Annotated in this window: 15 protein-coding genes and 1 pseudogene; 12 read left to right on the top strand and 4 right to left on the bottom strand. The window is 34.8% G+C overall.

Annotated elements, in window-relative coordinates; genetic code table 11:
- Positions 1-341 precede the first annotated feature (341 nt).
- The 6 genes from ACTQ5K_RS17810 (at position 342) to ACTQ5K_RS17785 (ending at position 6,490) form a co-directional block, all read left to right on the top strand.
- On the top strand, positions 342-872 hold the full coding sequence (locus tag ACTQ5K_RS17810) for an HD domain-containing protein (RefSeq protein ID WP_031536522.1): 531 nt from the start codon (positions 342-344) through the stop codon (positions 870-872).
- Between the two features lie 94 nt (positions 873-966).
- Positions 967-3,150 carry an AAA domain-containing protein gene (locus ACTQ5K_RS17805; RefSeq protein WP_349204917.1) on the top strand — a complete coding sequence of 728 codons (2,184 nt, stop codon included), beginning with the start codon at positions 967-969 and terminating at the stop codon, positions 3,148-3,150.
- Positions 3,151-3,590: 440 nt separating this feature from the next.
- Positions 3,591-4,253 carry a peptidylprolyl isomerase gene (locus ACTQ5K_RS17800; RefSeq protein ID WP_396953898.1) on the top strand — a complete coding sequence of 221 codons (663 nt, stop codon included), beginning with the start codon at positions 3,591-3,593 and terminating at the stop codon, positions 4,251-4,253.
- Between the two features lie 83 nt (positions 4,254-4,336).
- Positions 4,337-4,774 (top strand): peptidylprolyl isomerase, encoded by a 438-nt coding sequence (locus ACTQ5K_RS17795; protein ID WP_031536519.1) that lies wholly within the window; start codon positions 4,337-4,339, stop codon positions 4,772-4,774.
- Positions 4,775-4,870: 96 nt separating this feature from the next.
- Positions 4,871-5,614, top strand: a complete 744-nt coding sequence (locus ACTQ5K_RS17790; RefSeq protein ID WP_349204918.1) for an SDR family NAD(P)-dependent oxidoreductase — start codon at positions 4,871-4,873, stop codon at positions 5,612-5,614.
- A gap of 102 nt (positions 5,615-5,716) precedes the next feature.
- The gene (locus ACTQ5K_RS17785; protein ID WP_235252701.1) at positions 5,717-6,490 is read left to right on the top strand and encodes a TerC family protein; all 774 of its coding nucleotides are present in this window, start codon (positions 5,717-5,719) and stop codon (positions 6,488-6,490) included.
- Between the two features lie 53 nt (positions 6,491-6,543).
- On the opposite strand, the gene ACTQ5K_RS17780 is transcribed toward ACTQ5K_RS17785, so the two are convergent.
- The gene (locus ACTQ5K_RS17780; protein WP_031536516.1) at positions 6,544-7,062 is read right to left on the bottom strand and encodes a ribonuclease H-like YkuK family protein; all 519 of its coding nucleotides are present in this window, start codon (positions 7,060-7,062) and stop codon (positions 6,544-6,546) included.
- Between the two features lie 316 nt (positions 7,063-7,378).
- Here ACTQ5K_RS17780 and ACTQ5K_RS17775 point away from each other — a divergent pair, with 316 nt between their 5' ends.
- The 3 genes from ACTQ5K_RS17775 (at position 7,379) to lepB (ending at position 9,501) form a co-directional block, all read left to right on the top strand.
- Positions 7,379-8,281 carry a DUF4349 domain-containing protein gene (locus ACTQ5K_RS17775; RefSeq protein ID WP_235252700.1) on the top strand — a complete coding sequence of 301 codons (903 nt, stop codon included), beginning with the start codon at positions 7,379-7,381 and terminating at the stop codon, positions 8,279-8,281.
- Between the two features lie 136 nt (positions 8,282-8,417).
- On the top strand, positions 8,418-8,975 hold the full coding sequence (locus tag ACTQ5K_RS17770) for a GNAT family N-acetyltransferase (RefSeq protein WP_031536514.1): 558 nt from the start codon (positions 8,418-8,420) through the stop codon (positions 8,973-8,975).
- Position 8,976: 1 nt separating this feature from the next.
- Entirely contained in the window at positions 8,977-9,501 is a 525-nt protein-coding gene (lepB, locus tag ACTQ5K_RS17765) for a signal peptidase I (RefSeq protein WP_031536513.1), read from the top strand.
- 54 nt (positions 9,502-9,555) lie between these two features.
- Here lepB and ACTQ5K_RS17760 read toward each other — a convergent pair whose 3' ends face one another.
- Positions 9,556-9,813, bottom strand: coding sequence for a DUF2533 family protein (locus ACTQ5K_RS17760; protein ID WP_349204919.1), 258 nt, complete (start codon positions 9,811-9,813; stop codon positions 9,556-9,558).
- Positions 9,814-10,400: 587 nt separating this feature from the next.
- On the opposite strand from ACTQ5K_RS17760, the gene ACTQ5K_RS17755 reads away from it, so the two are divergent.
- From ACTQ5K_RS17755 to chrA, 3 genes are all read left to right on the top strand, one after another.
- The gene (locus ACTQ5K_RS17755; RefSeq protein WP_031536511.1) at positions 10,401-11,354 is read left to right on the top strand and encodes a tyrosine-type recombinase/integrase; all 954 of its coding nucleotides are present in this window, start codon (positions 10,401-10,403) and stop codon (positions 11,352-11,354) included.
- Between the two features lie 189 nt (positions 11,355-11,543).
- On the top strand, positions 11,544-11,984 hold the full coding sequence (locus ACTQ5K_RS17750; RefSeq protein WP_441994157.1) for a CoxG family protein: 441 nt from the start codon (positions 11,544-11,546) through the stop codon (positions 11,982-11,984).
- 162 nt (positions 11,985-12,146) lie between these two features.
- Positions 12,147-13,349 (top strand): chromate efflux transporter, encoded by a 1,203-nt coding sequence (chrA, locus tag ACTQ5K_RS17745; protein ID WP_031536509.1) that lies wholly within the window; start codon positions 12,147-12,149, stop codon positions 13,347-13,349.
- A 56-nt stretch (positions 13,350-13,405) separates the two neighbouring features.
- Here the strand turns inward: chrA and ribH are convergent, their stop codons facing one another.
- Positions 13,406-13,879: a 6,7-dimethyl-8-ribityllumazine synthase gene (gene ribH / locus ACTQ5K_RS17740; protein WP_441994156.1), complete on the bottom strand. Its 474-nt coding sequence runs from the start codon at positions 13,877-13,879 to the stop codon at positions 13,406-13,408.
- A gap of 30 nt (positions 13,880-13,909) precedes the next feature.
- Positions 13,910-14,500: pseudogene (gene ribB / locus ACTQ5K_RS17735) on the bottom strand (3,4-dihydroxy-2-butanone-4-phosphate synthase); the annotation flags it as partial.
- Positions 14,501-14,531: the final 31 nt, after the last annotated feature.

The following is a 14,531-nucleotide window of genomic DNA, read 5'->3' as shown; positions in this document are numbered from 1 at the left end:
GGGTTACCACCTGACTTATCCATTATAAAGGACTTTTTCTTTGCACAAAATAATAAAATTGAACATTTTGAGTATTTTTAATAGTGAAAATAAATTAATGCAACACTAGTGATATAATATAATAGGAAAAATACTTTTTTAAAGGTGCGAGGAAAGAATGAAACATTAACCCATTTTGGGTGTTTTTTTATAAATGCTAAACAATGGACGCTAGATGGAAAAGTAATAGCTTAAGCCCATGTGTCATCGTAGTGAAAAAGGTGAATAGGTTTAATTAATAGCAACAGACCTGCAAAAACATATTAAGTTATGGGTTCAAATAAAGAAAGGAAGTGTCGGAGATGAGAGATGTTAAACTTATCGATATTTATAACCACCATATTGCTCAAAAATATATTACACGTTCAGGTTTAGCTCATGCTCTGGCAGTTGCTTATCATGCTTTTGAAATGGCAAAAGAATCAAATGTCGATGTCGATAATGCAGCTAAAGCCGGATTTTTACATGACATGGGTCATTACACTTGGTATAAAGATGGGAAATGGGATTATAAATTATATAGACAAAATGACATTCATCCAATTAAAGGAGCAGAAAGAGCGCATAAATTATTAATTCGTTTAGGAGAAAATCCTGTAAAAGCGAAAGAAATCGCATTAGCTGTCCTTTTTCATACCGATAGTTTTATTCCAGGAGGCTCCGTCATACTCTCTCCTTTACAAAAAATCGTAAAATTGGCAGATGAAAAGGATGAAGAGCCTGGAGGACATCATCACTATCGCACGATAACAAAGGAAAGAGCATTGAAAAGCTTAGAACGATTAGATACAAAAATAGATGCATATATAGAAAAACAGAAGGATAACTGCTAAAAAGAAGGATAGAAATGGAGTACTCCATTTCTATCCTTCTTTTTTTATAAGTGTTATAATTATACAATCGATTTTTTATAAAGGAATTAGTGGAATGACAAATATTATTAAGACGATTAAAGAATGGCAGCAAGCACTTCAAATAGAAATAAATCATTTAAAAAAATTCGGCCAATCTAAAGTGGCTTTATATAATGGAATACGATTAAATACAGAGAATGATTTTACTTATTATTTTGAAAGTATCGGCAATTTAAAAGTTCCTATTGGCTCAAATGTAATCCTTCACTGGGGATCTCTTGCAGTAAAAGGGCGAGTATTATCGGCAGATGGAAAGAGCCTTCTTGTCATTTTGGAAAAGATGATTGGCGAGTATATAGCTGAAGCCTATTTGTCCCATGATCCTTGGGAGCTTCTAGAACAGCTACAAATTCGCTTTGATTCGATTAAAAAGAATAAACGAAAGCTTAGCAGAATTGTAAAATTGATGCGTCCAAATGATGCAACAAAGCATCCTACAGAAGAGCTGAAAAATCATGTCCATGAGCTTTCATTAAGGTGTAAATATAATCCTGTCTCCTTTGTATGGGGACCACCGGGAACTGGGAAAACCTATACGCTAGCAAGAGTAGCATTACAACGTTATTGGAAAGGAAAAAGAATTCTTGTTCTAGCGCAAAGTAATCAAGCAGTGGATGTACTACTAACAGAAATAACCACAACCATTAAAGAAAAAGACCGTTTTAAACTGGGAGATATCCTACGATACGGGGGAAATAGCAGTAATGGCAATCTGGAACAAGAGCAAATTACTTCTAGCTCTTTGCTAGATAAAAAAGATATGGATCTAGCAAAACAAAGGCAACAGTTTATCGAAGAAAAGCAAAAGCTTAAATCAGATCTTGCCAATGCATTTACAATTAGAGATTCTTCCCAGCTCTTAGAAATGGAAGAGAAACTGGCAAGTGTAATGGAAAAAATCCGCAAAAGAGAAGTACAGTTTGTACAAAAAGCGAAAATAGTCGGGACCACCTTAGCAAAGGCTGCGACAGACCCAGCTATTTATGAAGATGAGTATGATTTAGTTATCGTGGATGAAGCAAGCATGGCATATATCCCACAGGTGGCATTTTCCGCATCTCTTGCAAAGAGAATCATCATATGCGGTGACTTCAAGCAATTACCTCCAATTGCCTCGAGCCGCCATGCTATTGTAGACAGATGGTTAAAGGAAGATGTCTTCCATGCAACGGGAGTAGCTGATACAGTACATACTTCCTCCATGCATCCACAGCTTTTATTGTTAAATGAGCAAAGAAGAATGCATCCATCCATCTCTGAATTTACAAATAAATATATCTATCATTCATTAGTAGGAGATTATAAGAACGTCGAAAAAAAGAGGAAACCAATCGCTGCTCAATCGCCCTTTAAGGATAATGCCAGTGTGTTATTAGATTCTAGTCATTTTGGGTCCTATGCAACTTTTGAAAAAGCCTCTAAATCACGAATGAATTATATACATCTTTTACTTGCCTTACAAGTAATCCAAGAGTCTTTAAAGGAAAAAGAAGCAAGTATTGGCTATGTTACACCTTACAGGGCACAGGCGGAAATAATGGAAGCAATGGCAATCGAATTTTTCCCAGAAGCAATGGCTGATAAGCGTTTAATAGTAGCTACCGTTCATCGTTTTCAAGGGAGCGAAAGAGATGTTATTGTATTTGACAGTGTAGAAGCTCCTTCTTTTTCTCGTCCTGGAATGCTTTTAACTGGAAAAGAGAGTGAACGGCTTATCAATGTGGCAATTAGTAGAGCAAAAGGGAAATTTATTCATATTGCCAATAGAAGCTTTATCAAAACAATGATTGATCACCGCAAAACGATTCGTCAGCTTATCAATCACCAAGAACAAATTAATAAAGTTGTTACTAACCAACATATTGGCGAATGGATTAAGCAAAAGAATCCCAAACTTTATTGGACACATGGGCAAAGAATTGATTTATTAACAAAAGATTTGACTCGTTCACAAAAAGAGATATTCGTATCTATTCCCCATTCGAAGGAAACTTTAAATCAAGAATGGAAACATATTTTTTCTAAAGCGAAAATCGTTACTACACCTGAAATTCCCTTTCCTGTGGTAATTATCGATCATAAAGTTGTTTGGTTTGGCTTTCCGATAGAATTGGTCAATGGCAGTAAACCACCATCTTTAGCAATTCGCATCCATTCACCTTATCTAGCATCTTATCTTTTAAATTATTTTGCGTAAAAAGAGGCTGGGACATAAGCATTTCAACCAATAATAAACACGAATTTTTACGCGGCTAATCGCATGAATATTTGTGTTTATTATTTTGGAAAAAGGTTTAAAAACGAAGTGTAATGGAGCGGAGGACGCTCGACTCCTGCGGGAAATAGAGGAAAGGCTGAGACCCCGCAGCGTATGCGAGGAGACTCAGCTTCCTCCCCGCGGAAAGCGAGCGTCCGTAGCGCAATGGAACGACTTAGTTTTACACTTGACTATATTTAAAAACTTAGATCCATGAGAAAGTAGCTTTATTTAAGAGCAGAATTAGAGATTGTTCGTCTTTAAAAGTTAGTTATTTAGTTTTGTCCCAGCCCCTTTTTTTCCTAAATAGGTTATTTATTGTATAAAAAGAAAGATTTCGCTAAAATGGGAAGGTAACGGAGTAAAGGAGGAGTCTCATAGTGCTAACAAAACGGACTGGATCGATAATGATTGTATTTTGTGCTTCCTTGCTATTATTGCTGACAGGATGTGGAACACAGGAGGATACCGCACCAAAAAATGAAGAGAATAAAGCAAAAAGTAACACTATATCTCCAGAGGATTACCCAATTGTAACCATTACAATGGAGGATGATTCCAAAATTGTAGCAGAATTATATCCTGATAAAGCGCCTAATACAGTGAATAACTTTATTTCATTAATCAATAAAGGCTTTTATGATGGATTGATTTTCCATCGAGTAATTCCTGATTTTATGATCCAAGGTGGAGATCCAAATGGAAATGGAACAGGTGATCCAGGGTATTCCATCAAAGGAGAATTTTCAGAGAATGGCTTTGAGAACGATTTAAAGCATGAAAGAGGCGTCCTTAGTATGGCAAGATCTCAAATGCCAGACTCAGCAGGCTCTCAATTCTTTATTATGGTAGCAGATGCCCCCCATTTGGATGGCCAATATGCACCATTTGGTAAGGTAATAGAAGGAATGGATGTAGTTGATAAGATTGTAGCAGCAGATAGAGATGAGCTGGACAAACCTCTAAAAGAGATAAAAATGAAAAAAGTTACAGTTGATACAAAAGGAATTGATTACGAGGAACCTGAAAAAGTAAAAGAATGAATCAGGAAATAAACGTTTTATTTTCTTTCTTAAGCAAAAGATGATATGATAAAAGCTGATTTTGAATTAAGGAGATGGTAAACATGGCAACAAAAGGATACATATTAATGCAAAATGGCGAAAACATCGAATTTGAATTATATCCAAATGAAGCTCCTGGAACAGTAGCTAACTTTGTAGAACTTATTAATAAAGGGTTCTATAACGGTCTAACATTCCACCGCGTCATTCCTGGTTTCGTGAGCCAAGGTGGAGATCCAAACGGTAATGGAACAGGTGGTCCTGGTTACACTATTAAATGTGAAACTGTTGGAAATCCTCATAAACACGTAGAAGGCTCACTTTCTATGGCACATGCAGGTCGTGACACAGGCGGCAGCCAATTCTTTATCGTTCACGAGCCTCAGCCACATTTAAATGGTGTTCACACTGTATTTGGACAAGTTACTTCTGGTATGTCTACAGTTAAAGCGATGAAAAATGGCGATGTAATGGAAAAAGTAGAAATCACTGAACAATAAAAGCAAAAAAGGCAGGCTGAGAAATTAGCTTGCTTTTTTTATCGTTTTTTTATTAATATAGATACTTTTCATTTATATATAGGGAGGTAGATACTTTTGTTTAAAGATAAAGTTGTGATTGTTACAGGTGCTAGCAATGGAATCGGAAGTGCGATTGCAACAGCCTATATACAAGAAGGGGCATATGTTGTTCTAGCAGATATAGATGAATCTCAAGGAAATCAACTTCTTGAACAGCTTGATGCAAAAGAGAAAGCATTATTTATTAAAACAGATGTCCGAAACGAAGCGGAGATTATTCATTTGGTTCACATGACTAAAAATACATTTGGAAAAATTGATATTCTGATTAATAATGTAGGAAAAGGGATTTTTAAATCCTTCTACGAGTTATCAATCGAGGAATGGGATGATGTCCTAAATACGAATCTTAGAAGCGTATTTCTCTGTTCAAGAGAAGTGGCCAAAATCATGCGTGACCAAAAGAACGGTGGCTCCATTATTAATATGTCTTCTAGTAGAGCTTATATGTCTGAGCCAAATACAGAAAGCTATAGTGCAAGCAAAGGTGGCATTATGGCCATTACTCATGCATTAGCGAATAGCCTTGCAGAGGCACATATAAACGTAAATAGCATTTCACCAGGCTGGATTGAAACAAAAGACTATAATAATCTCCGTGAAATCGATCATGAACAACATTTATCAAAAAGAGTAGGGAAACCAGAGGATATAGCAAGAGCCTGTCTCTTTTTAACAAACCCACAAAACGACTTTATCACTGGTACGAATTTAATGGTAGATGGCGGTATGACAGTAAAAATGATTTATGAAGAATAAACATTTCTCTTTTAGTGCTTGTCTATTAATAGTTGCTATCTGAAAATGATAGGAGTATAATAGCTTCCATATGATTACATTTATTTAATGGAGGCTTTTTAAGTGGACGTTTTACACCAGATATTATCAACCTATGCTTCATTTTTCGACTGGAAGATGTGGGGAGAAGTATTAACAGATCCAGTATCTTGGGGCTTAATTGGATCGTTAGTTATTTTAGAAGGTTTATTATCAGCGGATAATGCGCTTGTTTTAGCGGTTATGGTTAAACATTTGCCACCAGACAAACAGAAAAAGGCATTAACGTATGGTTTATTTGGCGCATATTTTTTCCGATTCTTCTTTATTGGAATTGGCGTTTATTTAATCCACTTTACATGGATTAAAGTAGTTGGGGCTGCATACTTAGCTTGGATTGTAATTAAGCATTTCTGGATCGGTGATGGAGATGAGGATGCATCAGCTATGAAAAAGGATAGCTGGACAATAAGACTATTCGGTGTATTCTGGGCTACTGTTATTTCCGTAGAGTTAATGGATTTAGCTTTCTCTGTGGACAGTATACTAGCTTCCCTTGCTGTATCAAATGAAATCTGGATTCTCTTAATAGGTGGTATGCTTGGAATCTTAATGATGAGAACTGTTGCGAAATTATTCCTCGTTCTAATTGAAAAAGTACCTGAACTTGAGAATACTGCATTTGTCTTAATTGGGATTATCGCGGCAAAAATGTTTGCAAGTATTTTCGGCTTTGAATTAGATCACTATGTATTTTTTGCCATTCTGATTGCTGCGTTTATTATCACCTTTATCATTCATTTTATTAATAAAAATAAAAAGATATCCGAAGAGATTGCTACTACAAAAGAAAAATGATTATCGTAACCTGTTCTGATTTAGGACAGGTTTTTTTGCTGAGAAAGAGGAATTTACTTCGTATATTTATTAGCATAAGAGGAGGCAACAAAAGAATCTGGCTTTATTTTCGGTTCTATGCCAATTGACTCAATTCTTGCTACCATTTCATTTACAAAATCACGGGTCTTATTTCTTCGACCGGCTCCAATATCAATATGTCCTTCAATAGAGAAAGTGGCTCCTTGGTAGACAAATGGTAATACAACGTCTATTAACTGGTTTTTCTTATCCTCTGTAAAGAGACTAACAACTTCTTCTGTTAGCGTTGTCTCATAGGAAATCTTCTCATGCAATCGTAAAACCTTCCTGGGCAAAACTACTTTTCTAATGCAAGCCCATGCTCCCTTTCCTTTATTCATTATAACAATACCCGTAATAAAAGTAGTATGCTTTGCATGCACTTGTGAATCTGTGCCAATCATTAATTGATAATTTCCAGCAGGATTTCGAGACATAAAGGAAAGAATCCGTTGAAATACGATTTCAAACGTCATTTTCTTTTCTTGTAGGTTTTGAAAGGTAAGTTCCATATGCCTGTCTAACTCCACTAATATCCCTCCATATAAGCGTAATTTCCAACTCATTTTTATACCATTGTATGTTCAGCAAATGGAATTATCACTGAAAGTAAACTTGTATTATCATATACAGAGCATAGAGAATTGGTGTAAATGATTATCCCTATATTTATTAAATTAATCATTTAGCAAAGCCAATTTCCTTAGGAACCTAGGTCATTATTAAGATAGACCTTTCGCAATTTTTTGTAATCAAAATGTAATAAATTTGAAACTAATTCACTTAAAATCCGTCTAAAAGATTAACTGAACGTAGGAGGAAATATAAATGAAGAATTATCGTGTTATCACTCATGTATTTTTATTGATTTTATTCTTGTTAACAGCTTGCAGCAACGAAAATTCTGAACAAAAAAGTGCAATATCTGAAGATAGTTCTGAAAATGAGATCGCTACTTTAGACTCTAGTAAAGTGAAAGAGGAACAATTAGCGCAAACAAGTAATGAGAACAAGGATAGTGACATTACAAAAAATGCAGAAGATGATCGAATGGTTATTTACAATGCAAACCTTTCCCTACAAGTGAAGGATTACCATCAAGTAGAAGCAACGATTCAAAGTAAAGCAACCGAGCTTGGCGGTTATGTTGTCGGGTCATCTATTTACGATAGCGGGACCGAGTATATAAATGGCTCGATTACTGTGAAAATTCCACAGTCTCATTTCCAATCCTATATAAAGGAAGTAGAAAAGCACAGCATAAAGATTAAAGAGAAGAACGTGACAGGAAATGATGTTACAGAAGAATATGTTGATCTCGAGTCTAGATTAAAGGCAAAAGAGGCAGTGGAAAAACGACTATTAACCTTAATGGATCAAGCCGAAAAAACCGAAGATCTTCTAAAAATTTCAAATGACCTAGCAACCGTACAAGAAGAAAAGGAACAAATTTTAGGTAGAATGAACTATTTGCAAAATAATGTGGACTATTCAACTGTTACTATCCAATTGGAAGAGGAGTTAGTAAAGGTTGATGCTATTAAAAATAAGGAATCACTAAATACATGGCAAAAAGCAAAAAGTCAATTTGTTACTACGATTAACGGGATTATTTCGTTTTTATCTGGTGTAGCCGTATTTACTATTGGTTTGTCACCAATTATCATCCCAATTTTGATCGTACTAATTATTTGGATTTTTTATAGAAAAAAAAGAAAGCCTCAGGAATAGGGCGACTAGATTTTATGATATAATGATAGTAATAACTAGCTTGGATAAATATTCCAGTAGAAATTCAAAAATAATATTAGGCACTATTACTAGAGTATAAAAATATAATGGGTTCCCATGAATTCGGAGGGATAAAATGGGGATAATTGTAACAGAAAAAGAATACCTCATTCGACATGGTGAATGGATAGACGCAGAAGCAATATTAAAAATACAGCGTACCGTTATCGCTGAAGGAGATTACTTAATAACTTTAGCCGAAGAGTTTAATCATACCTTAGAAGAACAGCAGCATTGGATCAATAATATTTTACGTAACGAAAGAGAAACATTATTAGTTGCAGAAATAGACGGTGAATTGATTGGATTTCTTGTGTTTCAATCTCCAGAAAGAAAGAGATTGCATCATACGGGATCATTTAGTATCATGATAACCAATGAATATAGAAATAAAGGGATAGGGAAAAAACTATTAGAGGTACTACTCCAATGGGCAGAAAGAAACCCTGTTATCGAAAAAGTAAATTTAGGCGTTTTCTCAACAAACTATCAAGCAATTTCGTTGTACAAAAGGATGGGTTTTGTAGAAGAAGGTCGTAAGCTAAATGAATTTAAAATTGCCGAAAATGAATACGTAGACGACATTCTCATGTATAAATTAGTGAAAGGAAGACAACTAGGAAGGAGGAGCTAATATAAATAATACTGAATTTAAGAAAGAGCTAAAATCATGGATTATCGCTCTAGTATGTGCATTAGTTTTTGTCTTTTTATGCAGGAACTTTATATTTACTCCTGTTAAAGTAGTTGGTCAGTCTATGCAGCCTACATATGAAAATCAAGATCGAGTTATTGTCTCAAAAATAGGTCATATAAAGCATTTTGATACAATAGTTTTTCATTCTCCGATTGAGAAAGAAGATTACATTAAGAGAGTTATTGGCTTACCAGATGATACGATTGAAATCCAAGATGACACTCTTTATATAAATGGACAAAAATACGAGGAACCCTATTTAAAGCAAAATAAGAGCCAATTGCTTCCTAATCAAAGATTAACAGAAAATATCAAAATCAAAGTGCCTAAGGATCATATATTTGTACTAGGTGATAATCGGCAAAATAGTATGGATAGCAGGCAAATTGGATGTATTTCAAAAGATGCTGTTATTGGAAAGGCCATTTTTAGATTTCATCCATTCATGGAAAATTACGAATAAAGATACCAAAAAAGCGTTGGAAGATAGTTGAAATTCCTCTTAACGCTTTTTCTTTTACTTAGAACGATTAACAAAATCAATAACCATTTCTTTAGTCACTTTCTTTCTTGTTGGAACAACACCAAGTCTAGCTAACTCATTGATTTGTTCCGTCACTACATTTATTTTTCCAACAGAAAAAGTCACCCCAGCTTTACAAAGCAATAACGCTTCTTCGATGAAGGATTCGCGCAGTTGATCTAATTGTTTATAACGAATAACGCGAGAATTCACTTGTTTTACATGTTTAGTAATTTCTTTATGTACACTCATATTCTAGCTCCTTATATACTGTATATGATTATTTTAATATTTAATCGATTGAAAAGACAGAATTAATTTTGTTTACATAATATAATTATGATTAATTAATAGCTTTCGAGATCCAAACTATATGTAAAAGGAGGATAGATTAATGGAATTGACAGTATGAAAAACTAAAAACGCCTATTTTCACTATAAAAGTAGATAGCTAAGTATAGGAGAAAAAAGGATAATGCTAATTTTAACTATAAGGAATAAAGAAGGTGAAATCTCCCATAGATAATAATTCGTCAGAGGATTAGATTCAGCTATTTGATTTCATTTAATTCCAAGATAGGAATAAATAGCATCGAAAAATTTAATAGGCTAAGCAGAACAAATAGAAGCTTCATCCAATCACCTCTCATCATTATCCTTAATTCTCCCAATTTTAGTGATAAAATGATATTGGTTATTACATATTTACATACAAATAGATAATTCATTCTTTCGTAGGAGTTTTAACAACATAACCGCGCATAATATCTCTTATGTGCGGTTATTTAAGAAATATAGTATACTAAAATTACTACTTTATAAATTAGGTGGATATACATATGATTACAAAGGAAACATTATTTACGTGGTATGAAGAAGAGCTAACCCTTTTTCGGACTGAAATGGATAATAAAGATTACAGTATATTTACGATTGAAAATTATTTACGGGATATTTATTTCTTTTTAGAATTTATTACACGCAAAAAGGAGGAATATACGGATTTAAGTACGGTGAAGAAATTACAAATTACCCTATTTATGAATGAATTAAAAACGAAGCGTGCAAATTCTTCTAGTTCGAGAAATAGAAGATTAACGGCTATTCGATCTTTTTATAAATGTTTGGTAGATTATGAGCTTGTTCAAAAAAATCCAGCAATCGATTTGGAAAGCGCAAAAGAACAAAAGGGAAAACTGCCAAGTTACCTAGAAAAAAACGAATTAAAGTCCTTTTTTGAAATGGTCGGAAAGGTATCACAAAAACAGCATCAAAGACGAAATAAAGTAATTCTTGGCCTCATGGCGTTTGCAGGTCTTCGGGTGATGGAAATCCATTCTTTAAATCTGTCTTCTATTAATCAAAAAAGAGGTATTCACGTACTGGGAAAGGGAAATAAGTCTCGGTATATTCCGTTACCTAAAAGGCTAATGGAAGAATTACAATTATATATAGAAGAAAATAGGATTTATCCAATGAAAGGGCAGGAGGATGCGCTCTTTATTTCAAGACGAGGGAAGCGAATTTCTCGAAGAAGAATTCAAGAAATTACAGAACGGATTATCGATCAAATGGGAAAGGAATATCCAGAGTTAAAATGGAAGGAAAAAGGAATATCTAGTCACAAGTTAAGACATAGCTTCGCAACACATTTAGTGCGGGATGGTCGAGATATCCGAACTGTACAAGAGCTACTTGGACATACAAATTTAAACACAACCCAAAAATACACACATGTTTCCGATTCGCAAAAGGAAAAGGCAATGGATTTAGAGATTTCAGAATACATGTAGAGATACCATAATAATATTATGTAAACTTAAAATCATTCTAATTCATAATCTAACATTTGACAGAATATATATATAAATAGTCTATGATCTAAACATAATCCCTTTTCTTTGCAGTGAGGCCATATCCCATGTGCTTACATCAAGAGAAGGGATTAGTCTGTCAATGAAAGATAAGGGAAGTGTTTTTCGATGCCAAGTAAAAAGCATTCAATTATCGTCCACGCTAACGCAAAAAAGGTTTGGGATTTTGTTCGCTCCATGAATAACTGGGCTCCTTTAGTACCTGGCTACATCTACCATCAAATCATAAACGATACGGTTTCTACTTGGGAATTCAAAATGGATATGGGGCTTTTTAAGAAGAAAGTGGAAATGAAAGTAAAGATATTAGAATGGAAAGAACCATCAAAGGTTACTTTTGAATTAGTTGGGATTAATGAGCATTTTGAAGGCAATGGCTATTTTATGGTAGAGGTGAAGAATGCAAATTATACAAAAATGACGGGTTATTTAGAAATAAATTCTACAGGAACTTTTCCGAATGTAACGAATAATATCATGCAGCCTAAATTAGAGGAGATTGCAGAAGAATTGACGATAGCTGTGAGTAAAGCAATCGAAAGTTTATGATAATAACATTATGTTAACTAAACTGTTCAATGATGAAAAGAGAACATTCTATTTCATCATTGGACGTTTTATTAATTTTTTGTAAATTTTTCATTAATTAACTTGGTTAAAAAGATATCCTCCTATATGATAAAGATTACTAATTTTATTGGAGGTATCTCATTGGAAAAAGAAAAACAATGGAAGAAAAGTAAAACTTTTTTAGAAATTTTACTTATTTCCACAAAGTTAGGATTCACTTCATTTGGAGGGCCAGTTGCACATTTAGGTTATTTTCACAATGAATATGTACGACGAAGGAAATGGTTAGACGAAAAAAGCTATGCTGATTTAGTAGCTCTTTGTCAATTTCTACCTGGCCCAGCGAGCAGTCAGGTTGGAATAGGGATAGGAATTTTACGGGGAGGACTCCTCGGCGGGATCATTTCTTTTTTAGGCTTTACATTACCTTCTGTTATTGCTTTGATGATTTTTGCTAGTGTAATAGAGGTCTTAGATATAGAGAATGCAGGTTGGATACATGGTCTTAAAATAGTTGCAGTTGCGATTGTTGCCCATGCGATACTTGGTATGGCCAAGAATTTAACACCAGACCTAAAAAGAAAGACGATTGCACTCTTTGCATTAGTGCTTACACTCTTATGGCAAAGTGTCTTTTCCCAAGTAGGGGTAATTATATTTTCAGCTTTAATCGGCTATTTTCTATATAAACAGCAAACAATGCAGCAAGTTCAAGAAGAAGTTACTTTTCCAATTTCAAAAAGAGTAGCAAGTGTTTCTTTATTATTATTTTTTGCCCTTCTTTTCCTTTTACCAGTAATACGCGAGCTATTTACATACCCATGGATTGCCATGTTTGATAGTTTTTATCGATCTGGCTCTCTTGTATTCGGAGGAGGACATGTAGTTTTGCCTCTTTTAGAGCGTGAATTTGTCCCTGGTGGATGGTTAAGCGAAGAAGCATTTCTTGCAGGATACGGTGCAACACAGGCAGTTCCTGGTCCTTTGTTTACATTTGCTGCATATATTGGAACAGTTCTGAATGGATGGGGAGGGGGACTACTTGCGACATTCGCCATATTCCTGCCAGCCTTTTTATTAGTTGTTGGAACACTTCCATTCTGGAACTCCTTCAGAAAGAACACGAAAATTCAAGGTGCTTTAATGGGGGTAAATGCAGCAGTTGTTGGCATTCTAATCTCTGCATTTTATCACCCTATTTGGACTAGTAGTGTCTTACAGGCAAGCGATTTTGCTTTTGCAGCCATTTTATTTTCGATGTTAGTTTATTGGAAGCTTCCATCATGGATCATTGTTATTACAGGTGTAGTTGGTGGAATGCTACTTTCATATATCCCATTGTAATATTTGAAATAAAAACCTATAAGCGAGTGATTATCTCGCTTATAGGTTTTTATTTTTTAAGCTTTTGTTAACTGGCTATATAAATTACCCATTTCAATCGCGTTAACTGCAGCTTCCCAGCCCTTATTTCCAGCTTTCGTGCCTGCTCGTTCGATCGCTTGCTCAATATTTTCCGTAGTCAGAACACCAAAGATAACAGGGATTTCCGTACTTAACGAAACATTAGCCACACCCTTTGCGACTTCATTACTTACATAATCAAAATGAGGTGTAGCGCCACGAATAACAGTGCCAAGTGTAATGATGGCATCATATTTACCAGATGCAGCTAGCTTTTTGGCAGCTAAAGGTATTTCATATACACCAGGAACCCACATAACAGAAATTTCATTCTCGTTCACGCCATGACGATTTAATGCATCTTCGGCTCCAGATAAAAGTCTAGTTGTAATAAATTCATTAAAACGGGATACAACAATCCCTATTTTTAAGCCAGTTCCAATTAAATTTCCTTCAAATACTTGTTTCATTTTCTATTCCACCTTTTGTAATAAACTTTGTCTATATCGAATTAAATCCTGTATGGTAATCATTTTTAAATCAAATTTATCAGCAATCAGTTTTAAATTTTTCACTCTTGCCATTGTACCGTCTTCATTTAATATCTCTACAATCACTCCAACTGGATTAGCTCCTGCAAGCATCGCTAAATCAACAGCTGCTTCTGTGTGTCCATTGCGGTTTAGCACACCACCATCTTTGGCGATGAGAGGAAAGATGTGACCCGGTCTTGTAAAATCATCAGCAATTGCGCCTGCATCAACCATTTTGCTTATTGTATGGGCACGTTCAAATGCACTAATTCCTGTTGATGTCTCTCTATGGTCAATACTAATTGTAAATGCAGTGCTTCTCGGATCACTACTATTTGTCACCATCGGAGGGAGTTGAAGTTTATCTGCTAAAGCATGTTGGATGGGAACACAAATAAGACCACGACCCTCTTTTGCCATGAAATTGATCATTTCTGGTGTAACATGATCTGCCAATCCAATGAAATCTCCTTCATTTTCTCGATCTTCATCATCACAAACAATGATAACTTTACCTTTTTTTAAATCAATTAAAGCATTTTCAATGGAATCAAACATCGTTTTCATCCTTTCATAGTATAAATTCATG

The organism is Niallia sp. Sow4_A1 (genome assembly GCF_052116745.1).
GTDB classification, from domain to species: Bacteria; Bacillota; Bacilli; order Bacillales; family Cytobacillaceae; genus Niallia; species Niallia hominis.
This window is presented reverse-complemented; position numbering and strand designations above follow the sequence as displayed.